This window comes from Ferrimicrobium sp. (assembly GCF_027364955.1).
Lineage (GTDB): Bacteria > Actinomycetota > Acidimicrobiia > Acidimicrobiales > Acidimicrobiaceae > Ferrimicrobium.
In genome coordinates, this window is sequence record NZ_DAHXOI010000014.1 from 16,989 (window position 1) to 41,024 (window position 24,036).

The window sequence follows — 24,036 nt, forward strand, 5'->3', positions numbered from 1 at the left end:
GGACGGGATTTCTTCGTGGAAGGAAGAACAATGACAGCAAGAACGTATCGCGTGATCGATCCATCAGGTCTTCATGCTCGGCCCGCCGCACGATTGGTGAAGGCGATGCATGCTGCCGGCGCGCAAGGGACGCTAAGGAAAGGTGACCGGGTCGCTGATGTGTGCAGTATCCTCGAGATTCTCGGACTCGGTATCGACAACGGTGAAGTGATCGTCCTTGATGTGAACCCGGAAGGGGAGTCGGTTGTTGCGAGTCTTAGCGACCTTCTCGAACCATTGATCGATCCTACTCCTCACCATGGTACATAATTAGAGCGCTTCTAAAACTAGAAATGTCTTGATGAAATCTTGCGGGAAATGGCATACTGAGCTCCTCAGAGGAGAAGGGGTGTTGCTGCATGTCGTTGGTCGTTGTTGGAGCTGTTACAAGCGATTAGCTTCCTTGCGACGGTGACGTTGAGGTTAAGGGTGGTGTTTGGTGGATGCATTACCAGCCCTCATATCGTCGAACGAAAGTTTTATTAATTTTGGGTTCGTGTGCATGGTCGCCGCAAATGGTGTACCATCGAGAGTGGGTGAGAGAAACTGAGAACCCAAGTCCGTTATCCGGGCTTGGGTTTTTTGCTGTTTTCGATCATCCTTGGTTCAACGTGAAGGGGTAAGGTATATGGCTACGAAAGTGCGCTATGGTAAGACTGGTTGGCGCGCAACGGCGTGGGGCGAACTGCTCTCAGAGTACTTAGGTACCCTGGTGCTGCTCGCCTTTGGTACGGGATCGGTGGCGGTGGCGGTCGTCGGTCTGACCATGTCAGGGCGAACTGTCGTGATTTTTCAGGGCGCTGGTGGTTGGATGCTGATCGGCTGGGGCTGGGCAATCGCGGTCGTTATGGGTGTGTATGTCGCGGGCGGGATTTCAGGTGCGCATCTCAACCCAGCAGTGACGTTTGCGCAGGCTATCAAGGGGAATCTTCCCTGGAAGAAGGTGGTACCGTATTGGATAGCCCAGGTCCTTGGGGCTTTTAGTGGTGCGCTGATTGTCTATGCGGACTACTACAAGGCGATCGACCAGTACAACTTGGTCCATCATGTGGTCTCACGCGGTTCAAGTGGCGGGTTGACCACCTTCTCGATCTTTGCTACCTTCCCGGCCTCCTACTTCCATGGCAGCTGGGTGGGGCCGTTGGTCGATCAGGTCATTGGGACCGCTTTTCTTCTGCTCTTTATTCTCGCGATTAACGATGCGAAGAACATGGCGCCGATCTCGAATCTCGGGCCTTTTATTGTTGGATTGGCGGTGCTGGCAATCGGTCTCTCTTTCGGAACTGATGCAGGTTATGCGATCAACCCGGCGCGTGACTTTGGTCCACGCTTGATGACCTGGCTATTTGGATGGGGTAAGAACGCATTCCCGGGCCCGGGACAGGGGGGCTATTGGTGGATACCCATTCTCGGCCCACTCGTTGGAGCGGCGATTGCGGTTGGTATCTATAAGGCGTTCATTGAATTGACCCTCGATTATCGGGCGAAGCATCCCGCTGAGGTGGCAGCTACTACAGAAAGTAATGAGATAGAAGAAGGGATGGTAACCAGTGACTAAGTACCTACTCGCTCTCGATCAGGGCACGACATCATCAAGGGCAATTTTGTTTAACGATGATGGTTTGCCGGTGGCCGTTGGGCAACAGGAGTTTCGCCAGATTTATCCGCAACCCGGCTGGGTTGAGCACGACCCAGAGGAGATCTGGCAATCGGAGTGGCAGGCTATTCAGAGTTGCATCAAGTCATCGGGGGTCAACGTCGCCGACATCGCAGCCCTTGGTATCACCAACCAACGCGAGACGACCGTGGTCTGGAACCGTCAGACCGGGCAGGCGGTCTATAACGCTATCGTCTGGCAGTGTCGACGTACAGCCGGAATGTGTGATCGACTACGGGAGGCGGGCCACACCGACATGGTGCGAGCCAAGACAGGGTTGGTCATCGATGCCTACTTCTCGGGGACGAAGGTGGCGTGGATTCTCGACAACGTTCCTGGTGCTCGCGAACTCGCCGAGAAGGGCGATCTCGTCTTTGGAACTATCGACTCCTGGCTGATCAACAAGCTCACTCATCAAAAGCTCCATGTCACCGACTACTCCAATGCCTCGCGGACCATGATTTACAACATCGGTGAGCTCGATTGGGATGATGAGTTGTTGGGGCTGTTGGGGATCCCACGCTCCATGTGCCCGACCGTTGTGGACTCCTCCGGGGTCGTCGGCGAGGTCGATGAGAGTTGGTTGGGACGCAAGATCCCGATTGCGGGGATCGCTGGTGATCAGCAAGCCGCATTGTTTGGGCAGGGATGCTACACGCCAGGGACCGCGAAGAACACCTACGGAACCGGTTCCTTCCTCCTGATGAACACGGGCGAGGTCCCCGTCTCCTCGGAGAATGGACTGGTCACGACGCTGGCTTGGGGTATTGACCACAAGGTGACCTACGCACTTGAGGGCTCGATCTTTATCACGGGAGCTGTTGTCCAATGGCTTCGTGATGAACTGGGGTTGATCAAGACCGCCGAGGAGACAGAGGCGCTCGCGCTCTCCGTACCCGACACCGGTGGGGTGTACCTCGTGCCAGCCTTCGTGGGTCTTGGGGCTCCATGGTGGGATAGTTATGCACGCGGAACAATCGTTGGACTGACAAGGGGGTCGAATCGCGCGCATATCGCAAGAGCCGCGCTGGAGTCGATCGCCTACCAGTCGCGTGATGTCCTAGAGGCGATGCGAAGCGACAGCAAGCAGGCGGTCGATGTCCTGCGAGTGGATGGGGGAGCGATCAACAATAGCTTCCTTGCCCAGTTCCAGGCCGACATTCTCGGTGTGCGTGTCGAGCGACCAAAGGTGACCGAGACGACGGCGATGGGTGCGGCCTTTTTGGCGGGGCTCGCGGTCGGTGTATGGGATGGCTTTGAGCCCTTGACCCAGGTATGGCAACGCGATGCGCTGTTCTACCCGTCGATGGTCGCCTCGCGTCGCGATGAGCTCGTCGCCGGCTGGGTCCGTGCAGTCGAGCGGTCCAAGAGTTGGATCGAGCAGTGAAGGGCGCGAGATGAAAAAGATCATTGATGCGGTTGAGACGATTGTTGACCAGGCACTCGATGGGATGGTGGTGGCCTACCCTGAGTACCTCGTGCGGGTGCCAGACACCTCGGTGCTTGCCCGTAAGGTCCCAAAGGTGACGGGCAAGGTCGGCCTCGTCTCAGGAGGTGGTTCGGGTCATGAGCCCGCCCACGGTGGTTACGTCGGCTATGGCATGCTTGACGCGGCAGTGGCGGGGGAGGTCTTTACTTCCCCCACTCCTGACCAGGTCTATGCAGGTATCAAGGCCGCTGACCATGGCGCTGGTGTCCTCCTCGTGGTGAAGAACTACACCGGTGATGTGATGAACTTCGATATCGCTCGCGAGCTCGCCGATGCGGACGCTATTGCGACAGAGGTCGTGTTGGTCAACGACGATGTAGCGGTGCAGGATTCCCTCTACACCACCGGGCGTCGCGGGATCGCGGGGACGGTTTTGGTTCACAAGATTGCTGGTGCAGCTGCTGAGGAGGGTGCGGACCTGGCAACAGTGAAGGCCATAGGTGAAGAGGTGGTCGCCAACGTCGCCTCGATGGGTTTTGCGCTGACCTCGTGTACGGTCCCAGCGAACGGCAAACCGACTTTTGAACTTGGAGAAAACGAGATCGAGATGGGTGTCGGGATCCATGGCGAGCCAGGTATCGAGCGCATGCCAATGATGGGTGCCGGGGAGCTCACCGCCTTTCTCTATAGTCGCCTTGTGGAGGAGCTCGGGCTGGACGCCGGTGAGCGCGTCGCTGCTCTGGTCAACTCCATGGGGGCCACTCCCGGTATCGAGCTGGCCATCATGGCTGGGCATCTCGCGAAGCTCGCAGAAGGATCCCAACTCTCCCTCGAGAGGGTCCTAATGGGGGAGTTCATGACCTCATTGGAGATGGCGGGAGCCTCGCTGACGCTGCTGCGTCTCGACGATACACGGGCGAGAAGGTTGGGAGCGGCCTGTGATACCCCAGCACTGAGAGTCGTGAAGCACTAGTATGCCCTCTATGCAGCAGGAGGACTTTCGTGAGCTCTGGCAGCGCTTTGGTGAACTGATCCATGCCAACAGAGCGCTGCTCAATGAGCTCGATGCGGCTATCGGTGATGCTGACCATGGCTCCAATATGGATCGTGGGTTAGCCAAGGCTGTCGAGGTACTCAACGCTGCCCCCGAGGGTAGTCTCCGCGCTGATGCGAAGGCCATTGGCATGACACTCATGAGCACGGTCGGAGGGGCATCAGGGGCGCTTTGGGGGTCGGGGATGTTGAAGTTTGCTGCGGCGTTGCCTGATGCCCCTGAGGTTAGCTGGGCCGATTTTGTAGGTGCCATTGGTGCCTTTGTTGAGGCACTCGCACAACGAGGGAAGGCGGTCGTGGGGGACAAAACCATGATGGACGTATTTCTTCCCGCCCTCGCTGAACTCCAGGCCAAGGGATCCGATGGAGAACCGGTGAGCTCTTTGGTGGTGGCGCTGGCGCACCAGGCTAGAGCGTGGTCGGATGCTACCTTGGACGTAGTGGCCAAACGTGGCCGTGCGGCCTATCTTGGCGAGCGCAGCGTCGGTCACATCGACCCAGGTTCCGTTTCAGCCGCCCTCTGGTTTGAGGCACTCGCTCGGGTCATGGGGCCACAATGACGATGTCCACCGGGCTGATCATCGTCTCTCACTCCAAGCGCCTTGCCCTCGGCGTGGTCGACTTGGTCCGGGCATTGGCCGGCGATGAACTGGCGATGGTTGCTGTTGGAGGTGAGGAGGCACCCGAGTCCGAGGGGCTCGGGGTAAACGCAGCGATGGTCTTGGCGGGACTCTCGGAGCTAGACGGTGTTGATGCGATTGGCATGATCGGCGACGTTGGCTCCTCCTTCCTGGCGACAAGCGCTGCGATTGAGCTGGAGCGGCTCGAGGAGCGGGTGCACATGATTGACTGTCCGATGGTCGAAGGTGCCATCGCGTGTGCGATGACCCTATCGATGGGCGGTTCCCTTGACGAGGGTATCGCGGCGGCGGAGCACGCCTGGGAGGTTCGCAAGGTTGGATCCTGAGGGCACAGCGCCGGCCGAGGCCCAGGGCGGTCGCGCGGCTCGCCCCGACGAGCGTGTGTGGGAGGGCTTTGGGATCGGAAGCCATACCGTGGTAGGACGGGTGCGGCACCGCTGGGGGTCAGCCGCGCTACCCGATGCTCATGAGGTGAGGGGAAGTACCCAAGATGAAGTTCGTGGCCGTAGGGCCGGTGAGCAGGGCTACGAATTTACCAGTAGCGAGGAGCTTCGCCATTACCTTGAGGCGGAACTGACCAAGGCGGCAGGGGAGCTCGAAAGTTTGGCCGAGGACGCACCTCCCCAAGTCGGTGAGATCCTGGAGGCCCAGGCCATGATGGCCCAAGATCCGACACTCGTCGATCGCTTGTTGGTGCCGTTGTTGCCAGCAGAGCAGGCTGATTCGGCTAGCGACGTGGCCCCAATCTCCATTGATCGGCGAGCATTGCAGACTGCCTTCGAGGCGGTTGCCGCTGAACTACGCGCCGTAGGTGGATACATCGGCGAACGGGCTGACGATATCACCGAGATCGGTACTCGGGTTGGCGATCAGCTCTTTGGGGAAGCTAGTGGTAATCGCTCCTCGCCAATCGATGCCGATAGCATCTTGGTCCTTGAGCAACTGAGTGCAGCTGAGGCGGCGAAACTCGACCCAACGGCGCTACGAGGTGTGATCGTGGCAACCGGAGGGCCCACGGGGCACGCAGCGCTCATCCTTCGCTCTCTCGGTATTGTGGCCGTCGTCGGTTGCCGAGGAGCATCCGAACTCCCCCAGGGTTCTATGGCCCTCCTCAACCCCCTCACTGGCCAGGTCTCGATGACCAGTGGGACCTCCGGGCATCTTGGGCGCGTAACCGACTCGTTAGCGCCTCGGCGTGATCGGCGACGAAGTCACCGTTCGGTGCTGGCGACAGGTGCGGTGCACCTTCTCGCTAATGTTGGTTCACCAGGAGACGCACTTGAGGCTCGCAAACAGGGGGCGGACGGCATCGGTTTGGTACGTACCGAGTTTTTGTTTGAGGGGCAGGCGCAGGAGCCAAGCGTTGACCAGCAGATCGATGTCTATCGATCCATTCTGGATCCATTTGTTCACTCGACGAGGCCCGTCATCTTCCGCACGCTTGATGTAGGTTCTGATAAACCTTTACCATTTATCACCCTTCCCCAGGAGGACAACCCCGCGCTTGGGGTGCGTGGTTTCCGTCTCGTCACCCAGGTTCCGGGAGTGCTCGAACGACAAATGGAGGCTCTAGCACGGGCAGAGGCGATGGTGCCCGGCGTCGAGATGCGGGTGATGGCGCCTATGGTGAGCGCGCTGAGTGAGGTACGCTCCTTTGTCGGGATGGCGCGCTCCGCCGGCTTGGGCTCTGTGGGGGTCATGATCGAAGTCCCGGCGCTCGCTTTGGGTTTTGCCCGGGTCGCGCCGTTGGTGGATTTCGCCTCTATCGGGACCAATGACTTGCTCCAATATCTGATGGGGGCCGATCGCAATGGACCCGCACTCGGCGCGCTCCTCGATCCCTGGAATCCGGTTGCGCTTGGTCTCGTCGAGTCGGTGGCGCGTGCAGGGACGCGGGCGCAGGTCGGTATCTCGGTGTGTGGTGAGGCGGCGAGTGATCCGTTACTCGCCATCGTCTTGGTCGGTCTTGGTGTCTCGAGCCTTTCGATGACGCCGGTGGCGCTGGCTGGGGTGCGAGCGGTGTTGGATGGCCTCTCGATGACCAGGGCACGGGCGCTTGCCCGCCTGGCGCTCTCCCAGGAGGACGCCAGTATGGCTCGAAGCATCATCGTCGGGGCCCAATAGGGCATGCTCCGAACCCCGAGAGGGGTCAGGAGGCCCGGGGCCGCATGGACGACCAGAAGAAGACCCCCATCTCCGATCATTGATCTGCGACACGGTCGAGGTCGAACCACGTATCTGCCGGAACTGCTTGCCGAGCGGGATGCGAACGCGGCCTGGGTCACTTCGCGTGCGTCAAGAGCTACGCACACGGGTAGAACGTGCACACCGTCGGATATCCGTAGTATAGTTGCATAGTACAAGCGATCGGAGTTCGAGGTGGTGGGAGCGGTGAAACTTCGTCACTTCTCACCAGTCAACGTTGACCAGAAGGTGTGGCCACGATGGTCTCTACTCCTAGTCGGAGATAGTCGGAGGTGAGGGTATGCGAGAGAAGGAGGATGGCGATGATGTCGGCGGAGCTTGGTCCTAGCATACGGCCACCGCTGAACCAGACAGGGCGGCCAACGGCCGTAGCGGTGCAAGGTCTGGTCAAGCGCTATGGGTCATTGGAAGCGGTGCGTGGTATTGATTTCGAGGTGGCCGGGGGAGAGATCTTTGGATTCCTCGGCCCCAATGGCGCCGGCAAGTCGACTACCATCAAGATTCTCTGTACGCTTGCTCAACCGACTGAGGGTACCGCGCAGGTGGCAGGACACGATGTGGTGCGAGCGAGGGAATTGGTCCGACGCAACATCGGACTGGTCTTTCAGGATACGACGCTTGATACCTATTTGACCGCTGAGCAGAACCTGCGCTTTCATGCGGAGCTCTATGCAGTGCCCAAGCAGTTTGTCGAGTCACGCCTGCAACAGGTGCTCGAGATGGTTGGACTCTGGGAGCGTCGTGGGAGCCTCGTGAGCACGTACTCAGGAGGCATGCAGCGTCGCCTCGAGATCGCTCGCGGTCTGCTACACGCGCCCAAGGTCCTCTTTCTTGATGAACCGACCGTCGGCCTGGATCCCCAGACGCGTTCTTCGATCTGGGAGTACATCATGGAGCTCAAGCAGCGAGAGGACATCACCATCTTCTTGACGACGCACTATATGGATGAAGCAGAGAACTGTGATCGGATTGCGATCATCGACCACGGCCAAATCCAGGCGATCGATACGCCCGAGAACCTGAAGGCCAGTGTTGGCAAGGACCGAGTGCAGATTGCAACGACCGATGATGTGGCTGCAATCGCCGCACTCGCATCGCAATTTGGAGTTGCTGCAGGGATGCATGATGGATTGGTTACCTTTGCGGTCGCCGCTGGTGAGGAGTTCGTTCCTCGACTCTTTAGTGAGCTCGGCGTCGGGATTCGTTCGGTCAGCGTCGCGCGTCCCTCTCTTGACGATGTCTTCATGTCCTATACCGGTCGGACCATCAGGGATACAGAGGCGACAAGCAGCGATTCGATGCGGGCGTTTCGACAGCGTTTTCGAGGGAGGTAGCGATGCAAACTTCAACGGTGACAGCCCGCGAGGCTGCGGCGATTCGTGTCGCAGTCCCAGCGGGTGGACTCAGTCAAGATCTTCGAGCAGTCAGTATCGTATGGCGCCGCGAGTTGATTCGCTTCTGGAGGGACAAACTCCGGATGGTGACCTCGTTGATCCAGCCGATCCTCTTCCTTTTTGTACTGGGTACGGGACTCTCTGCCCTTGCCAAGCACGGGATGCCTCCTGGAGTCAATCTTCGCACTTTTCTCTATCCAGGGGTTTTGGCGATGTCTGCCCTCTTTACCGCCCTCTTCTCGGCTGGCTCTATCGTGTGGGATCGAGAGTTTGGCTTCCTCCGGGAAATGCTGGTCGCACCGGTGAGCCGTGGTGCGATCGTATTCGGCAAGTGCCTTGGCGGGACCACGGTAGCGACGCTCCAGGGACTCATCATTTTGATCCTCGCGGGATTCGCAGGGGTGCCCTATCGTCCGACGCTCCTACTGGCACTGATTGGAGAGCTACTGCTGCTCTCCTTTACCCTCACCGCCTTTGGCGTGATGATGGCGGCACGGATCCAGCAGTTCCAAGCCTTTATGGCGGTGACGCAGATGTTAGTGATGCCGCTGTTCTTCCTCTCCGGTGCGCTCTATCCGCTCGGCGGTCTACCGACATGGCTGACGGTGTTGACCAGGATCGATCCGCTGACCTATATCGTAGGCCCGATGCGCAGTGTCGTTTTTAACTCGCTCAGTATGAGCCAAGCGGCACGCCACTTCCTGAGTCCAGGTGTCACCTGGGATGGATGGTTGGTACCGGTTGGGCTCTCGCTGGCGATTGTGGCTGTGATGGGGGTGGCGATGGCACTCATCGGGGTCGTTGAGTTTCGAAAAAATGATTAACCACGTGGGCTGGGATCGTTGCTCTTTGCGAGGATGTCACGGGTGTGGGTGAGGAGCTCTAAGACGTAGCCAAAGAAGAGCAAGATCCCTGCGACAACCGCCGTCGCGAAGATCTCGCCGCCTAGCGTCAGTATGACGACCCAGGGCGAGGGACGGAGGATCGCGCTTGCCGTGGCGAACAGACTGATGCTGACGATGATGACGAGGACGCCGAGGATGCCGATCGGTATGGTTGCGTATTTGAAGAACTCCGCGAGGTCGAGTGGGCCAATGCGGTCGAACAAGGTTGGAGACGGGTCTGATACGCTTGGAGTAGGTGTCGTTGCTACGCCCGCTCGACGCTTGTCATACTCTCGCGGTGTCTGATCGCGGAAGACACCGAGGAGAAGGTCTTTGGCCTGTACCTGGCGATCTGAGCGATCTTCAATGTCAATCTCCAGGTAGATCTCGGCGGCATCTTCACCGACCGGTAGGACCGTGATACGGTACGGGAGTTGGGCGGAGGAGAGTCCGGTCTTGAGGCTACGACCCTCTATTCTGAGTTCCCCACGGTCGACCGCGACCGGATCGGTGTAGGAGTAGGCGACCTCGATGACGGCATCAAAGATGGTGTCAGCGTTATCAGGTGCCGGTATAGTTGTCGAGATGGTCTCCATCTCCATCAGGCTATCACTGTGGATTGAACAAAACGCTACATATCGTAGAGATAAAGCCGTAGAGATAACGTCGTAGAGATAAAGCCCCAGCGATACAACGGTTGAGTACCAGGTTGGCAAGGGGAACACAACAAGGTTGTCGTTGGTCGGTAAACGCACCTGGTTTGCCATCGAGCAGATGAGCGGATGTCGGGTGCCGGCTTGTACGTGCCGATTTCGTGCAGGGGTGCTGATAGCTTGGAACGATGAGGCGCCGGTGGCAGGCTTGGCAGATGAGGTTCGGCGTCGTCGCGTTGTGTTCGACTCTCGCGATCTGGGCACAGCCTCGCCTGCACGATCAGACACTGGCGAGATCAGTAAGGGCCTCCTACCCTGCGGTGGCGTTCGTCGACCGTGGGTATTTGCGACCCTCAACTGAACTGGGATCCTATCAGCAGCTCTGGTATGCGCCACTTCCACTAACGCCAATGGTGTCTGGCAACCAGGTACTACCCTGGGACCCGCAGGGTGACGAGGGGGCTGGTGGTAGTGCCGTCTTTTCCACGACGTTGACCCCTCAGCTGGATGCCCCTCCGATCGCGATCGCATGGATTAACCAGCAGCAGGCGAGCGCGCAGATCTATGCGGGTACGACCCAACCGGGGGGTACATGGCCCTACCAGGCTCCCGTTGCACCATCGCGATACGCGACCCTTTTGGCGGCCTTCGAAGGGGGATTCCAATTCACCCACGGTGGCGGTGGATTTTATCAGGGTGGCCGTTACGGTGCACCGCTGCAAAACGGAGACGCATCCTTGGTGGAGTATGACAATGGCACTATGGCAATCGGTGCATGGGGAACCGAGATAGGTATGACCTCATCAGTCGAGGCCGTCCGCCAGAACCTGACCCTCTTGGTTGATCATGGCCAGGTTACTCCCCAGGCGAGCATCGCTCCACTTGTCAACTGGGGTTATTCACTTGGCAACCTTGTCAACACCTGGCGTAGTGGCATTGGTATCACCGCCAACAACAACCTCGTCTGGGTTGGCGGTCCTGGTCTTTCGCCAGCGGAGTTGGGCGCCGTGCTGGTGCACGCGGGAGCGGTCGAAGGGATGCAGCTCGATATCAACCCCGATTGGGTGAATTTTGCCACCTACACCGACCCTGGTCCAAATGGGATTGTCGGCACCAACCTCCTCTCCGCTATGATTTTCCCTCCCGTGCACTATCTTGGCCCATTCTGGCGAGACTTCGTTGCGGTCTTCTTGCGTAGCTAACGACGAGTTGCAGTCGTCACTTCCCTCGGGCACGCATTGACTGAACTACTGGCAAACCGGAGCTCGGGTGAAGGAGTACCGCAGCGCACGGGCGAGCGCGGAGAGGGCTGGCCGGGGCGCGTGCTGGTTGGTTGATTCGCAATGGTCGGCCCGAGCACCCTCTCGATGTCAGGGTGTTGCGCATGAACCAAAGGTGTCAATAGGTGAGACGTCCCTGATGTGCGACGATGCCAGGCTCGATTGTGCCTGGGAGATCCACCGGGCCCTGTGATGAGGGCGATGGAGTCAGTGGAGGAGCGAGGTGATATCGCCACCCAAGTCCACTCATCTGGAGTGCATGCAGGCTACAGCCCATCTCTGGTTGGGATAAGAAGGTGGTCAGTGTGATTATGGACAGTGAGATTTTGAACAGGGTGATTTTGGACCGTCTGTTCTAGCGTTGATCCCGATCCTACGACCGAGATCGCCGGTGGATCGGGTCTCGGGAGTTGATCGACTCCTAGGTGCAAGGACTCGATGGTATCCCGTCTCGATACTTCGGTGTCGCTTGGTGAGCCTGAGGTATGGTTATCGTTTGGGAGGCGCAACTGCGGCTTGGTCGGCGAAGAACGGTGCGAAAAACGGATCGTCATCGAAGGGCAGCCTCGTCTGCAGATTTGCGTTCGCCATCAACCAGTCGATCTCGGCTTTGATGGTGCTGGCGTAGTCGCCGATCGGCTGGTAACCGAGTTCATGGGCGCGTTTGGTGTCGAGAACAATCGGGTAGTTGGTATCCCACGGGTGAAGACGGTGGCCAGGTGCACTCACTGGTTGTTCGTCAAAGGTTACGCCGAGCAATCCGCCCACAATCCGAGCGATCTCGATGCCAGACGGTGCATCGGGGTCAGCGATATTGACGATCTGGTTTCCTGGAAGATGAGCCAGTGCAGCTATCAGGGCTGCGATATTGCTAGCGGCGCTCGGGTGGTCGATACCGGCGCGGCTGGGGTCGTAGAAGAGGGTGAGACGCCGCTCGATGGCACGTCGTACAAAGACCCATTCCCTTGGGCGTCGTGCATGCGCACCGTGAATTTTGGACGGACGTAGAATGGCGACTGATGCTCCAGAATTGAGCAGCGTCTCCTCAGCTGCGACTTTGTTTGCGCCATATCCCTCCTGTGTGTTGGGGTCGAGGTCGTTGGGTCTGAGTGTTGCGCACGTCTCATCGATGGGACCCGCAAAATCTGGAGGCTCGTCGGAGTTGGAGTGGCGGCCGTACCGATCGACATAGACAGCCTTGGAGGAGATCATGATGGTCTTCGTGATATGAGAGAGATAGGGAAGGAGCATTGTTGCATCGGCAGCCTGGTAACAGAGGCAATCGATGAGGAGATCAGCGCCACCCGATAGAACTCTTCGCAACTGGTAGGGGTCATGCCGATTCGCCGTGGTAGTGATGAGATGTTCTGCGTTCCACGAAGGGGGAGTGCGACTGGTCAGGGTGACGTCCCAGCCATTGGCCCTCAAGTACTGGCTCGCGGCATGGCCAACGGCTCCAGTTCCTCCTAAGATGATGGCGCTTGGCATGAGTTTTCAGCTTAGCGACGTGTCGAGCGGGACGCTCATCGGGCACAACGCGGCCTTAGTTCGCGGTCACAGTGTGTCTCTGTCGGAACGAAAATCATGAGCTTGCTCGCTCCTTAACCGATTGATGGTTGCAGCTGAGCGCAGTCACGCAGCAACGGGCCCTTCTGCGCGTAGAATGCCGACGGCATCTGGGCAACTCGCCGATAGGCAAGGCTCGATCCGGGTTGAGAGAGGTGCAGTTGTGGTGATGGGATACGAGGTTGTCGTTGACAACCCCACTTGCGCCGAGCTTGCGTGAGTCATCGTGCGGTCGATCTGTCAATATTGCTGGGCGAACGACGGGGCTCTGGACGGTCGGCTAACCTGGCCCCAAGAGAGCCAGTCCATGACTGCGCCCGAATGCCTGGCTATGAGTCATCTGGCGAGATGCGATAGCACGGCGTTGGTCGATCGACCCTTCGTGGAAGTGATGATCGAAGTCGTTATACTCCAACAGGTATGCACGAGGGCGATGCTTCCACCAACACACCAGGTTCAAGGGCTGCCAAGACGGCGCTCTTTGATGCACTGGCAGAGATTGCTAAGGCGATGTCGACGGGACGGCGTGTCGAACTTATTGATCTGTTGGCCCAGGGTGAACGTTCGGTTGACGCCCTCGCAGCAGAGATCGGGCAGAGTCTGGCGAATACCTCTCATCATCTTCGTTCTCTCGCCCAGGCTGGACTCGTTCTCTCCCGAAGAGAGGGGACCTATGTCTATTATCGTTTGGCCAGCGTCGAGGTCGAGGAGCTGTGGTTGGCTCTACGTAGGACTGCCGAAGCCCGACTCGCTGACATGCCACGTCTCGTCACCGCTTATGTCGGGCCATCCGACGATTCTCAGGTTGTGGAACATGCCGAACTACTGAATCGATTACAGCACGGTTCGGTCACTCTCCTCGACGTTCGACCTGAGGCGGAGTATCGTGCAGGGCATATTCCAGGCGCGCGTTCGCTTCCTTATCGGGAGCTCTCGGAGGAGCTCCGCGACCTTCCGAGTGATGGCGAGATCATCGCCTATTGCCGTGGTCCCTATTGCGTGTTTGCGCCTGATGTCGTTCGATTGCTGCGAAGCAGGGGCATCCTCGCAAAGCGTTTGCGGGATGGCTTTCCTGAGTGGCGCCGAGCTGGCCTTCCTGTCGCCTTCGGCTCCGAAACCGGCATGATCCCTTTGGACGATGAACACACCAGCAAGGACCAACCTTAGGAATCATAAAATAATTACTTGCACTATTACCACAGAAGAGCTAGACTCGTCTGATGGATGCAGATGCGTTGATCACCGCTCGTTACAAGGCTCTCGAAGGGTTCTGCGATGAACGTCAAAGGCGACTGTTCGCAGCGGCGGAGGCCAAAGTGCTCGGTCATGGTGGAGTAAAGCGTGTCGCTGAGGCTACTGGGGTGGCTCGAGGATCTATCTTGGCTGGCATTAAGGAGCTGAACTCAGCTCCACCTGTAGTCATCGATTCAACCAGACGCGTGAGGCGAGCAGGTGCGGGACGCAAGAAGCTAGTGGAGATCGATCCCCTGGTGGTAGAGGATCTGGAGCGGTTGGTGGAGCCTGTCACGAGGGGTGATCCCCAGTCACCACTGCGCTGGACCTGTAAGAGTTTGATGCAACTGTCACGCGAGTTAGGAGAGCAAGGTCATAAGATCTCTCATGTCTCAGTTGGGGTTTTACTCAAGGATCTTGGATACAGTCTCCAGGGCAACCGTAAGACCCTAGAGGGTGGGGGTCATCCAGACCGCAACGCTCAGTTCGAATACATCAACCACAAGACAGACACCGCACTGTCGAGTGGACAACCGGTGATCTCAGTGGATACAAAGAAGAAGGAGTTGGTAGGCCACTACAAGAACAATGGCAAGGAGTGGCGACCAAAAGGAGAGCCAGAGCTTGTCGAGGTACACGACTTTGTGGACCACGAACTAGGAAGAGCCAATCCATACGGTGTCTATGATCTCGCATCTAACACCGGCTGGGTCAGTGTAGGTACCGATCACGATACATCAAGCTTTGCAGTTGAGACGATTCGCCGCTGGTGGTTCGCTATGGGCCAGGCCACCTATCCTGGTGCAAAGGAGCTCATGATCATGGCCGACGGGGGTGGGAGTAACGGCTCACGAGTACGTCTGTGGAAGCTAGAGCTCCAACAACTCGCCGATGAGCTAGATCTGACCATCCGGGTGAGCCACTTTCCACCAGGTACTTCCAAGTGGAACAAGATCGAGCATCGCATGTTCTCTTTCATCACCTTGAACTGGCGCGGCCAACCATTGGTGAGCCACGAGGTCATAGTCAATTTGATAGCCGCAACCACAACGAGCAAAGGACTTAAGATCCGCGCCCAAATCGATTCTGGTCAATATCAAACGGGCAGGAAGGTCACCGATGCAGAGTTCGCTACCATCCAGATTGCCCGCGATGACTTTCATGGTGAATGGAACTACGTCATCTCACCGAGGACATGAGTGACCATGTTATTTATTTATGGCGCCTTAGCGTTGATTGCAGAAATGGTGGCTCCTGACAGGTAGGATACTCAAATATACAATTGAGTATATGAACAGGGAGGTCCAAGTGGATGTTTCGATCGTTCCGGTCCGCAGCGCTGAGTTAGGAAATACCAGCTATCTTCTGGTTTCTGACCGGGAGAAAGTGGCTGTTGTCATTGATCCTGTTCGCGATATTGGTCAGTATCTCGATATCGTGGCGAGCGCAGAACTGGAGCTGACGTGGTCGCTTGAGACACATGTCCACAACGATTTTGTCTCAGGCTCACGCGAGTTTGCCTCTACCGTTGGATCGAAGATCGGGGCGAGCTCTGATGCGGGTCTGCGTTATCACTACGAACATCTCAGCGACGGAGATGAAATTGGCTTGGGTTCGTGGCGACTCCGTGTTCTCGCGACGCCTGGTCATACTCCTGAACACGTGGCCTATCTCTTGCTCAATGCGATGGGACAGCCAGAAGCTTTGTTCTCCGGCGGAGCACTCATGGTTGGAACGGCAGCACGAACTGATCTCTTTGGTCCTGCGCTCTCATGGAGATTTGCCCACGACTTGGAGCGTTCCCTCAAGGAGAAAATACTTCAACTGCCTGATGAGGTGGTGGTCTACCCTACCCACGGTGGTGGTTCGTTCTGTGCAGTGGGCGCCGGCGATGCGACCATGACGACTATTGGTGCAGAGCGCGTAACAAATCCACTTGCAACAGCTCGTAGCTCCCGTCAGTTCGTTACCCGTTCGCTCACCGCGGGGACATACCCGACCTATTATGCGAGGATGCGGAACCTGAACCAAATCGGTGCTCCACTGCTCGGGCTGTCCCTTATCCATCCGCCCGAACTCGATCTCGCATCACTGGACCACTGGCTGGCTCAAGGCGCGTTGTTGCTTGACATTCGAACCGCCCAGGACTTCAGATCCTCGCATATTCCTGGGAGTATCGCTACCGGTGCCGATGGGAATATTTCGGGGTGGGTCGGTTGGTTGGTCGGTCCAGAGAAGCCACTCGTTCTCGTAGCCGATGCGGGCAGCCGGGGCGCCGGGGAGATTCAGGAGGCGGTGAGCCAACTTGTGCGCATTGGATACGACCGGATTGTGGGATATCTTGGTGGTGGGCTTGACGCCTGGCAGACGGCAGGGCGCAAGATTGTGGGTTATGATACACTCAGCGCAGCAATGCTGGCGGAACGCCTTGATGCAGACGAACTCTTGCCCGTTGTAGACGTGCGTGAGGCGGCTGAATGGCATGCTGGTCACATCCCCGGGAGTGTGAGTCTTCCGCTCCACGATATTCTGACTCAGGAATCTGGACTCGTCAAAGGCATTCAGGTAGCGGTTCATTGTGGCCATGATTACCGCGCAACACTAGGTGCAAGTCTTTTGGAACAAGTCGGCTATTCTCAGCTGAGCGTAGTGATCGACGGCTGGGAGGGGTGGTCTGCCCTCGAGGAGGTGCCGCGGTGACCCAGACGGGCCAACCAAGGGACGATTCTCCAGCAGGAGAGGGACGGGTGCATCATAAGCTCGGGCTCCGTGAGAACTGGTGGCAGTTCTCACTCTTTACGATCATCACCCTGTTGATTGGGATGACGATTGGGGTGGAGCGAGTCGCCCTGCCTCCGTTGGCCCAGCATGCTTTTGGAGTTACCTCGGTGCTCTATATCGTCAGCTTCATCGCTGCCTTTGGGCTCGTCAAGTCGGTGATGAATCTTGTAGCGGGTCGGCTTTCGGATCGTCGAGGACGCAAGGGTATATTGCTCGCTGGCTGGGCTTTTGCGATTCCCTATGCGCTCATCATCATCTTTGCAACGGCATGGTGGCAGGTGATTATCGCAAATCTTTTCCTAGGGGTGAACCAGGCACTAACCTGGACGATGTCGGTGACCGCCAAAATTGATCTCGTCGGCCCGGTGAATCGAGGACTCGCCGTGGGTATCGATGAATCGGCCGGCTATGTGGGGGTGGGGGTTGGTGGTTTCTTAGCTGGTCTCCTCGTAACCAGCTATGGGTTGCGTCCCACTCCGTATCTACTTGTTTTGGGCGTGGTGGTCATTGGGGTTCTGGTCACTCTTGGACCAGCAAAGGAGACGCTGCCTTTTGCCCACTCGGAGTCGATGGGTTCTGGTCCAGATGCAAAAGTTCATCCAGCACAGCCAGCACCAAAGTTGACGCGCCTTGGTGTGTACATGAGTTGGCATGATCGTTCTATGCTGGCAGTCTGTCAGGCGGGCTTTATCAACAAGTTTGCTGATAGTCTCGTGGCAGCCTTTTTCCCACTTTTTCTGTTGCGCCGAGGTGTCTCCGTGGCCGAGGTGGGACTGCTTGTGGGGATCTACGCCTGGGTATGGGGGTTTGGACAAGTCGCAAGCGGTGCCTTGGCTGATAGAATCGGTCGCAAGTTCCCTATCACTGTAGGCACCTTTTTGATCTCCGGTGGGCTCGCCGTCTTTGTCGGCGCCAGCAGCCATGCCCTTTGGTATCTCGCCGTCATACTGATGGGTGCTGGGATGGCGCTGGTGTATCCAAATCTCATTACTACGGTGGGAGATACGGCAGATCCAAAATGGCGCGGAGGTGCCCTTGGGGTGTATCGCCTTTGGCGTGACGGGGGATACGCAGTTGGACCACTTGTTTTAGGTGGGGTAGCTGTATTCGCGGGAGTATCTGTTGCGATCTGGGTTGGAACTGTGCTGGTAGGGCTCTCGGGGTTGATCCTGTTGCTGTTATTCAAGGAGACCGACCCAAAACGACGTAAGCATGAACCTGCGTGGAGAACGCATCCAGAGTGGGTCGCGCCAAGAGCATAGGAGCGTTCGATGATGCGGATGACCATTAGACAGCGCCTTTGGTATCACGGATCCACAATTGTGGACCTATACCAATGCATTCGACGGCGTTCTTGGCTCGGGTTTATCATAGTCTGTCTAGCATGTTCTTGCGCCCTTAGTTCTTGTGGAATAGCAAAGGACACTATCATTGGTCGCTGGACCGGTGAATTCTATGACCGAACAGTAGGCGTCCCTGTGGTCATGGTTCTGCGGCAAGGTCATTCGGGGGAAATCCTGGGTAAGGTCACGTCACTTGCTGGTCTTTCCTATGCTATTCATGGCACCTTCCAGGATACATCAATGCGACTGATCTTTCCCCATAATGAAGTATTTGACGCTGTTGTGCATGGCGGTATCTGGAAAGGATCAACAGTATTCCAGGGTCATCGTTGGCATTTCGCGTTCAGTCGCTCGTGAAGTTTTGTTGATGGATGCTTATCCCAAGGTTATGCCTATCGTGGGGTGATGGGATCGACGGATTCGTCTCCATCAACTTATGGCGCACAGGATGGTCGGTAACAGGCTTGGGGAGGCGGTTGGTTCCTTGGGCAAGATGAGAACGGATTCCTTGTGTGGTTCTACAATGCATGAGGAGCATTCAATTGTCCGAACCTGTTGTTTTGCTTTGGTCGAGGGCGTGATGAACGCATCGCTGACGCTGGCTACGCCCTCGCGTGATCGCATGAAAGGATCTGCCCGTTACGAGGCCTTTCCCCCAAGTTCAGGTGCTGAGTTCCCCATCTCGGCGAGCACTTCTTCCGGGGTGATAGCACCTGAAACCCGCACTCGGAGCAGTCCTGGTTCTTCAACCAGTTCGACCCCGGTAATTTTAGAGACAAAGGTCGTGTCGCAGCTGCACTGGCCGATGTTGCAGGACGCTACAAAGATGTCGAGGACATCCCTAGGAGTGTCAAGCGGGAGCAGTAGGTCAACGCCCTTGGGTGTAGTGATGGCACTTGGTTCGGTAATTGCCGTAGAACTGGTATTGGTCATTGTTGATTACTCATTTCTTCAGTGTAGAAGCGCGAATATTAATTGCATTGCGGCTGCTTATTAGTAGTGCGATGGTTCATCTTGGCCAGTGTGGAGGTCATCGGTGTGTTGATTGCGTATATTCATATCTACCAGAGTGATTAATGTCGTAGCACGTATCTCCTTTCCTTGACTGATACGAGGTCGATCATAGAACTGAACGGACTTCTTTGTGTACTGCGCGCATCTGTTTGTATAATAGCATATTGGGTTGTATACGGATGCTATATTGTCTTCTATTGGCCGCCTTAGGTCTCCTATTGCGATGTCGGCGCCGTCGGTTAACCGTTGATTATCACATGGGATAATCGGGCGCAGGGCGAATGAGGGTTTCCAGACGCGTTGTGTATACTCCGATGCTGAGTGATGCATTGGCGAACTGTTGACGTGGGGTGATGCATGGGTCGAGCGTTTCGGCGGAGATGCGATCTGTTGTTGTATCGCGATCTCTGGTAGGTTGGCCCAGTCTACATGAAGAAGGCATAGCGCATGAGGTTCCTTTCAAGACCAAGAAAATGATTATGGCGAGTATTGCGGGCATGACGAAAATTAGTGGCCATGGGCCAATGTGCATAGTTGGGCCATTGGATAGTCGCAGTCTTGTGCGACGTGTTCGATCGTTGTTTCGCATGGAGGCAGTTGAAGTGCCCATTTGGAGTATCGAGAAGCGGATGGTTGATACGACTAATGGCTTCGGATCCGATTAATGGCAACACTGCACCCGCTGGTACCGCGATCGGTTGTGATGTTTTGTTTGGGTAACCAATATGATGCTCCTTGCCTGAACTGGGTCGGTGATGATTGCGTGCCAATAGGTCGATGGCGATCCGCGCTAGTGACGAAGCGATCGAAACTTGCCCGATTGTTCCTTCGGCATGGCGACGGTGGATGCTCATTGACGAACTGTATCGTTGAGCAGGGAGCCAAGGGCGCGTAGCGTAGGTTGTAACTCCTCGCTTGCAGCGCAGTAGTAGATAGAAGTTCCTCGGCGCTCGGGACGCACCAGGCCCCGGTCGCGTAAAACACGCAGGTGGTGTGAGACGGTGGGTTGGCGGAGTCCAGTGGACTGAGCGATCATTCCTACCGGCATGCAGGCAGTGCCTAGCGACGATAGTATGCGGAGGCGGGTAGGGTCGCCGAGTGCTTGGCATAGCTCCGCTAAGGCGATGGTTTGGTCTCTCGCTAAGGGCATTCCGAGTTCGACGCTTCGTGGTTCAACTGATTGTTCGATGAGCTCCATTACTATCAGTATATATAGAAATCGAAATATACCGATGTATAGAGGGAACGATGTGTGTTGGATTCCTGTTCGAGAGGGTCTGAGCTAGCTCCAGACTGGATATAGTGGAATTATGTGCAGGAGCTGTGGTTGCTTTGATTCTGGGAGTCGTAGAGAGGCGAGGGGCGCTCCAATCCAAGGGTTGCTTGAGGCAGCGGTTCTAGTGGCCTGTTTGGAGGCACCGTGTTATGGCTATGGTATCGCCAGTTGGCTCGCAGAGGAGGGTCTCGTCACTGGGACGGTGAGTCGCGGTCGACTGTATGAGACCCTTGCTCACCTCACGCGCATCGGGGCCTTGTCCGTCACCGATGAAGTAAGCGAGCGAGGTCCTGACCGTCGGCGTTACGAACTGACCGCGATAGGGAGAGATCGGCTGAGGAGTTGGAATAACAGTTTGACGCACACCGGTGCAACGCTCGCTCGGTTGCTCGCCAAAATGGCCGCTCTTGATGTCGTCGGCAAATCACATGTCGGGCGCTCACAGCTCGACACCCAAGAGAGGAAAGGGGGTGAAATTATGTCCTGCAAATGCAATTGTGGAGGGTCTGGGCCCTCCACCTCCGAGACCGCATCGTCGGTTGTGGTAAACGAGCCGGTTGCTGTCAGAACCGTTGAGGAGCGGCTTGCTACTATTGAGAACCTACTCGGTAAGCTCGTCAACTAGTTCGTCTGGTGCTACCATCGAGGACTTCCTGGTGGTAGCACCAGCTCGACCTTTTGTCCCAGACAGCAGGAGAAACCGGCCCGGAAAGAAGCGAAGCGCGTATCCGGTGGGATCATGATGGGGGGATCTTTCGGGAGCAGCCGTCCGGTGGATCCTCTGGCCGCCTATGCATCACCCGCGACAGAGTCCTGGGAGTTGTCCTTGTGAAGTGCTAGACGCCGACGACCTGGTAGCCGCTCTCAACCAGTTCGATCATAATGTTGCCTGCCGGTTCCAGGGCAATCCCTCGGCCAGTGAGGACTTTTTCGTCGAGACCCATCTGGGTGACGTTGGCGGGGCAGGCCTGTACTGGTACCTCTGACTCCCGCAGATCACTCAGAACTTCGACGACGGCGGGGATCGAGGATTCTCCGAGCGCAACGCCGGGCCCGAAGAGATAGACGCGAACGTCTTGACCACGATTGGCCCGCAGCCGTTGAGCGAGTCGAAGTCCAGACATCGCCTTGTCGACTTGATCTGGTCCAGCAGTGATCCAAAATGCTATTTTTGCCATGCGGTCAGTCTACCTCCCCGGGTATCGTTGTGGTGTAGGGAGTCGTTGTAGGGCTTCGGCTGCTCTGGCACGTCTGGCCGTTGGCCGGAAGGGGAGTGGGTGTCTCCGATGATCAATCAAGGTTCCCTTCGTCACCTGACGTTCTCGTCAGGTGAGCTCCGCTTGCCGGGAAGCTGATACTGGTGCGACACCCAAAATGTGAGGAATAAATACCGCTCAATGTTGCTATACTTAATGACGAAGAAGTAGTAGGAATTAGTCCTAAGGAAATGGAGGATTGAACAATGAGGTTCACTGAGTTTAATCTAGGTCATCGCATGACTCGCCGAGGGTCGATGCAGCTTGAGAGTGTCGGTCAGAGCGTGAGTGGTCAGAGTGCTCGACGCTCGGAGGTGCTCTCAACGTACTTGATGTCGGAGCGTAACGCAAAGGGTTGCTGAGCAGGTACTATTTGGAACTGGGCAGCTAGCACCCAGGGTAAAGACCGAGATAGAGCCAGACGACGTGGAAACGTCGTCTGGCTCTCTTTTTTGGTTCGAGCTGTCGTTGGAATCAGGTGTGGAGTTCTCATTGGAGTCGCTACAGGGCAGCAAAAGTACTATCGTGTTGGTGGATAAGTCAGATCGCAAATAGTGATAGACGCGACTATCGAGTTTCATGATAGGGGTAATCGGTTCTTGTGATAATAGGGACTTGAAACTCTGTTAATTGACGAAACAAGCGGACGTACTTTCAGTTCAGCTGCTCTCTCAGTTGCCACAGAGCCGCTAGATGGGGTCCTCCTCACGTTCTTGGGCAAAAGATTGTCCTGCGGAACAGGTCGTTGTGTCGAGGGCCTAGCGGAGATGGCTGGTGACATATTGGATCTTTCCTGGATCACGGTCGGATCTCGTCGCTGTGTGTTGGCGATCGTTGGCTTTGTTCGCATGGTGATGGAATCGGAGGCGAGGTTCTCTCCCGGTGCGGTTATCATCTGCCATATTGCCGTAGTCGGCCACTGCTGTGACAGCGTTGGCCCAGTCCGCGGTTGATGTCACTTGCCAACAACGTCGCTCATGACCGCGAATGTGGGTTCGTTCCTCTGGCGCTGGGGGTACGCTCGCATCATATCTGCGAAAAAGAGGGTCCGAGCGATGCGGCACCCAACACGATCGTGTGTCATGAGCGCACCGAGATAGCTTGGGGATCATCGTGCCGAGTAGGTCGCCGATATGGACCTACCCGGAGTCCGCGTAGGTATCCAGGCGACGATCGGGTGGATACAGCACGAGTCCGCCCAGCGCCAGAGAGCGGCACACGTCACTGACGGACTAGGTGGCACCTCATGCGATTCCCGGGTTCTTGCGCCCTGTGCTGGTGTTGCCCTTGCTCGAGCAGCTCGTGAGGAATGGTGGATTTCCTGTGTGCCAAGTGGGATGCAAGCCCATCGGGTGCCACGACCGGACTGGAGGCAGCTCCTAATGCTTCAACCAAAATCGCCCTTCCCGCACAGCGACGCTCGGCTAACCGGTGTCGGTGCGGTGACGTTCGGGATTTGGTACCATCAGGTGGTAGAGAGAGGCACGGCGCCGGCGACGTCCATGTGGAGGTGTGGTCAGGTTTGCCAGGATTGGTGGGCGTGAGGGCCTTGTGAGGAGAGACTGGTGATGACGATAAGGGGCACCGATGGGCGAGTCGCTGATGCGTGACGCTCCCAAACTGGTACGTGATGGAGTGCCTGCGATCATTGATGCAAGTGGCAAGCACGCAGTTACTCGGGTTCTAGGTGAGTCAGAGATGACGTTGGCGCTACGGCACAAGCTACAAGAGGAGACAAGTGAGTACCTTGATGACCCCTGCCTTGAGGAGCTCGGTGACATACTTGAGGTGATACATGCACTCCTAGGATCGCATCATGCCACGTGGGATCAGCTTGAAGCAGTACGGATCGCCAAACGTAGCACGCACGGTGGTTTTGAGGAGCGAGTACTCCTGATCGACGTCCAATGATGACCTGGGTGGATCTAGGCACACGTGACTCTGATGCCTGGCGTGCGTGCGAGTTGTCGTTCGCCCCTCCCTCTACTGGGATTGCGATGGGCGTGGCACCTGTTCCGTGACTGATGTGGTGTTGGGCGACCATGTGTCCAACGGCGAGGTAGGGGATGATCAGGTCCACTAGCGAGCTCGCAATCTTGTCGCTCGCTCCTTGATGCAGATCTCTTGTAGGCATGTCGCAGCACTCCTTCCGAGCGCAACAGGATGGCAACCTACTCGGGCGCCATCCTCTTCGGGTGAAAGAAGCACCGCTGATCTCGCTATCGAACCGACTGATTCGTCATCGCAGTGTTTTTGGTGCTGAGACAACGCTTCATTGAGCTGAAACATCGGTGTAACAACGGATGAGTAGGATCGGCGCAAACCTCAATGC

Annotated in this window: 22 protein-coding genes; 17 read left to right on the forward strand and 5 right to left on the reverse strand. The window is 57.0% G+C overall.

Annotated features, from left to right (window positions below; translation table 11 throughout):
• The first annotated feature begins 30 nt into the window (after positions 1-30).
• The 9 genes from M7Q83_RS09750 to M7Q83_RS09790 all read left to right on the forward strand — a co-directional run bounded on the left by M7Q83_RS09750 (position 31) and on the right by M7Q83_RS09790 (position 9,242).
• Positions 31-309, forward strand: a complete 279-nt coding sequence (locus M7Q83_RS09750) for an HPr family phosphocarrier protein (protein WP_298338028.1) — start codon at positions 31-33, stop codon at positions 307-309.
• Between the two features lie 358 nt (positions 310-667).
• A complete protein-coding gene (locus M7Q83_RS09755) occupies positions 668-1,597 on the forward strand; it encodes an MIP/aquaporin family protein (protein WP_298338030.1) in 930 nt (309 codons plus the stop codon).
• Positions 1,590-3,083: a glycerol kinase GlpK gene (gene glpK / locus M7Q83_RS09760; protein WP_298338032.1), complete on the forward strand. Its 1,494-nt coding sequence runs from the start codon at positions 1,590-1,592 to the stop codon at positions 3,081-3,083. The genes M7Q83_RS09755 and glpK overlap by 8 nt, the downstream gene beginning before the upstream one ends.
• Positions 3,084-3,093: 10 nt before the next feature.
• Positions 3,094-4,098, forward strand: coding sequence for a dihydroxyacetone kinase subunit DhaK (dhaK, locus tag M7Q83_RS09765; RefSeq protein ID WP_298338034.1), 1,005 nt, complete (start codon positions 3,094-3,096; stop codon positions 4,096-4,098).
• A gap of 10 nt (positions 4,099-4,108) precedes the next feature.
• Positions 4,109-4,738: a dihydroxyacetone kinase subunit DhaL gene (gene dhaL / locus M7Q83_RS09770; protein ID WP_298338035.1), complete on the forward strand. Its 630-nt coding sequence runs from the start codon at positions 4,109-4,111 to the stop codon at positions 4,736-4,738.
• Positions 4,735-5,145 carry a hypothetical protein gene (locus tag M7Q83_RS09775; RefSeq protein WP_298338037.1) on the forward strand — a complete coding sequence of 137 codons (411 nt, stop codon included), beginning with the start codon at positions 4,735-4,737 and terminating at the stop codon, positions 5,143-5,145. Before dhaL ends, M7Q83_RS09775 begins: the two co-directional genes overlap by 4 nt.
• Positions 5,135-6,943: a putative PEP-binding protein gene (locus M7Q83_RS09780; protein ID WP_298338039.1), complete on the forward strand. Its 1,809-nt coding sequence runs from the start codon at positions 5,135-5,137 to the stop codon at positions 6,941-6,943. The genes M7Q83_RS09775 and M7Q83_RS09780 overlap by 11 nt, the downstream gene beginning before the upstream one ends.
• Before the next feature lie 386 nt (positions 6,944-7,329).
• The gene (locus tag M7Q83_RS09785; RefSeq protein WP_366526398.1) at positions 7,330-8,358 is read left to right on the forward strand and encodes an ATP-binding cassette domain-containing protein; all 1,029 of its coding nucleotides are present in this window, start codon (positions 7,330-7,332) and stop codon (positions 8,356-8,358) included.
• A gap of 2 nt (positions 8,359-8,360) precedes the next feature.
• A complete protein-coding gene (locus M7Q83_RS09790; RefSeq protein ID WP_298338043.1) occupies positions 8,361-9,242 on the forward strand; it encodes an ABC transporter permease in 882 nt (293 codons plus the stop codon).
• Here the strand turns inward: M7Q83_RS09790 and M7Q83_RS09795 are convergent.
• Complete coding sequence (locus tag M7Q83_RS09795; protein ID WP_298338045.1) at positions 9,239-9,898, reverse strand: hypothetical protein; 660 nt, start codon at positions 9,896-9,898, stop codon at positions 9,239-9,241. The genes M7Q83_RS09790 and M7Q83_RS09795 overlap by 4 nt on opposite strands.
• A gap of 272 nt (positions 9,899-10,170) precedes the next feature.
• Between M7Q83_RS09795 and M7Q83_RS09800 the strand changes: the two genes are divergently transcribed.
• A complete protein-coding gene (locus tag M7Q83_RS09800) occupies positions 10,171-11,157 on the forward strand; it encodes a hypothetical protein (protein ID WP_298338048.1) in 987 nt (328 codons plus the stop codon).
• A 567-nt stretch (positions 11,158-11,724) separates the two neighbouring features.
• Here M7Q83_RS09800 and M7Q83_RS09805 read toward each other — a convergent pair.
• Positions 11,725-12,723 (reverse strand): NAD-dependent epimerase/dehydratase family protein, encoded by a 999-nt coding sequence (locus tag M7Q83_RS09805; protein ID WP_298338050.1) that lies wholly within the window; start codon positions 12,721-12,723, stop codon positions 11,725-11,727.
• Positions 12,724-13,221: 498 nt separating this feature from the next.
• Between M7Q83_RS09805 and M7Q83_RS09810 the strand changes: the two genes are divergently transcribed.
• The 4 genes from M7Q83_RS09810 (at position 13,222) to M7Q83_RS09825 (ending at position 18,077) form a co-directional block, all read left to right on the forward strand.
• Positions 13,222-13,968: a metalloregulator ArsR/SmtB family transcription factor gene (locus M7Q83_RS09810; protein WP_298338052.1), complete on the forward strand. Its 747-nt coding sequence runs from the start codon at positions 13,222-13,224 to the stop codon at positions 13,966-13,968.
• A gap of 53 nt (positions 13,969-14,021) precedes the next feature.
• Complete coding sequence (locus M7Q83_RS09815) at positions 14,022-15,233, forward strand: ISAzo13 family transposase (RefSeq protein WP_298338054.1); 1,212 nt, start codon at positions 14,022-14,024, stop codon at positions 15,231-15,233.
• 109 nt (positions 15,234-15,342) lie between these two features.
• The gene (locus M7Q83_RS09820) at positions 15,343-16,734 is read left to right on the forward strand and encodes an MBL fold metallo-hydrolase (RefSeq protein WP_298338056.1); all 1,392 of its coding nucleotides are present in this window, start codon (positions 15,343-15,345) and stop codon (positions 16,732-16,734) included.
• Complete coding sequence (locus tag M7Q83_RS09825) at positions 16,731-18,077, forward strand: MFS transporter (RefSeq protein WP_298338059.1); 1,347 nt, start codon at positions 16,731-16,733, stop codon at positions 18,075-18,077. Before M7Q83_RS09820 ends, M7Q83_RS09825 begins: the two co-directional genes overlap by 4 nt.
• 720 nt (positions 18,078-18,797) lie before the next feature.
• Here the strand turns inward: M7Q83_RS09825 and M7Q83_RS09830 are convergent.
• Together M7Q83_RS09830 and M7Q83_RS09835 are read right to left on the reverse strand one after the other, a co-directional pair.
• Positions 18,798-19,091 carry a hypothetical protein gene (locus M7Q83_RS09830; RefSeq protein ID WP_298338061.1) on the reverse strand — a complete coding sequence of 98 codons (294 nt, stop codon included), beginning with the start codon at positions 19,089-19,091 and terminating at the stop codon, positions 18,798-18,800.
• Positions 19,092-20,022: 931 nt separating this feature from the next.
• The gene (locus M7Q83_RS09835) at positions 20,023-20,370 is read right to left on the reverse strand and encodes a metalloregulator ArsR/SmtB family transcription factor (protein WP_298338063.1); all 348 of its coding nucleotides are present in this window, start codon (positions 20,368-20,370) and stop codon (positions 20,023-20,025) included.
• A gap of 202 nt (positions 20,371-20,572) precedes the next feature.
• On the opposite strand from M7Q83_RS09835, the gene M7Q83_RS09840 reads away from it, so the two are divergent.
• The gene (locus tag M7Q83_RS09840) at positions 20,573-21,073 is read left to right on the forward strand and encodes a helix-turn-helix transcriptional regulator (protein ID WP_298338065.1); all 501 of its coding nucleotides are present in this window, start codon (positions 20,573-20,575) and stop codon (positions 21,071-21,073) included.
• Between the two features lie 211 nt (positions 21,074-21,284).
• Here the strand turns inward: M7Q83_RS09840 and M7Q83_RS09845 are convergent, their stop codons facing one another.
• Positions 21,285-21,626, reverse strand: coding sequence for a DsrE family protein (locus M7Q83_RS09845; RefSeq protein ID WP_298338067.1), 342 nt, complete (start codon positions 21,624-21,626; stop codon positions 21,285-21,287).
• Between the two features lie 284 nt (positions 21,627-21,910).
• Here M7Q83_RS09845 and M7Q83_RS09850 point away from each other — a divergent pair, with 284 nt between their 5' ends.
• Positions 21,911-22,066: a hypothetical protein gene (locus M7Q83_RS09850; protein WP_298338069.1), complete on the forward strand. Its 156-nt coding sequence runs from the start codon at positions 21,911-21,913 to the stop codon at positions 22,064-22,066.
• A 1,225-nt stretch (positions 22,067-23,291) separates the two neighbouring features.
• Positions 23,292-23,615: a nucleoside triphosphate pyrophosphohydrolase gene (locus tag M7Q83_RS09855; RefSeq protein WP_298338071.1), complete on the forward strand. Its 324-nt coding sequence runs from the start codon at positions 23,292-23,294 to the stop codon at positions 23,613-23,615.
• Positions 23,616-24,036: the final 421 nt, after the last annotated feature.